Source organism: Desulfofundulus luciae (assembly GCF_030813795.1).
Classification (GTDB): domain Bacteria; phylum Bacillota; class Desulfotomaculia; order Desulfotomaculales; family Desulfovirgulaceae; genus Desulfofundulus; species Desulfofundulus luciae.
In genome coordinates this window covers 1-1,071 of record NZ_JAUSUX010000070.1, presented here as the reverse complement: position 1 = coordinate 1,071, position 1,071 = coordinate 1, and the positions used below count along the sequence as shown (strand labels likewise).

Annotated in this window: 1 protein-coding gene; it reads left to right on the top strand. The window is 48.8% G+C overall.

Annotated features, from left to right (window positions below; genetic code table 11):
- Positions 1 to 271 precede the first annotated feature (271 nt).
- A partial coding sequence (locus J2Z49_RS14750; RefSeq protein WP_307403953.1) for an IS110 family RNA-guided transposase occupies positions 272 to 1,071 on the top strand: 800 nt, incomplete at its 3' end.

Below are 1,071 nucleotides of genomic sequence, written 5' to 3'. Positions count from 1 at the left end.
CCTAAACTTCCATGATAATTTTTATCACAACCCACGAATGAAAATCGAGTCAGCTAGACTTTCCATTACCAACTTTTTCTGCCATACTGGAAGGTGAATAAGGCGTCGGTTTCCGTTATTTTAATGGCAGTTTCTGCAAACCCGCACCCTAAACTGGACCGGCAACCTTTGAGCACAGCCCACTGTGTACCGATGGATCACGGATGCTAAAATTCTTTTTTCTCAGGTTGCTACGCCTTATTCAAAACCCACCGCAGGGAGGGAAAGCGTTATGGAAGCCATTTTAGAGTGTTGCTGCGGCCTTGATGTGCACCGGGATATAATTACGGCCTGTTTGCTGAAAGGACCTTTGGACCAAAAACCGGAAGCAACCATCAGGGAGTTTTCCGCCTTGCCGCAGGGACTACAAGAGCTGCGCAGCTGGCTTCAAGCGGAGAACTGCCGTAATGTCGCCATGGAAAGTACCGGTGTCTATTGGAAGCCGGTGTACGACGTTTTAGAAAAGGGCAACATGGTCATCCTTTTGGTTAACGCCCGGCACATCAAAAACGTTCCCGGGAGAAAAACCGACATTAAGGATGCCCAGTGGATTGCCCAACTCTTAAGAACAGGTCTCTTGCGGGGCAGTTTTATTCCGACCAAACCCATCCGGGAATTAAGGGAGCTGACCCGTTACCGCAAAAGCCTGGTGGAGGAAGCCGCTTCCCAGAAAAACCGGATCGAAAAGTTGCTTCAGACCAACGCCATTAAGCTTTCTTCGGTCCTTTCCGATGTCTTTGGTGTTTCTGGCCGGACGATCCTGGAACACTTAATTGCTTATGGTCAAATTGACCCCTCTCTCTTAAAAGATTACTTAAAGGGCAGAGCGCGCAAAAAAGAAGAGCAAATTGCCGAGGCCACCCGGGGTACTTTGTCCGAACAGCAACGCAGGCTTTTAAGAATGCAGCTCAAACATTTGGAACAAATTGAACAGAGCATCGCGGAGGTAGACCAGGAAATTGAAAAGTGCCTGCGCGCTTACCAGGAACAAATTGCCTTATTGGACAGTATCCCGGCTGTGGACGTGACTGC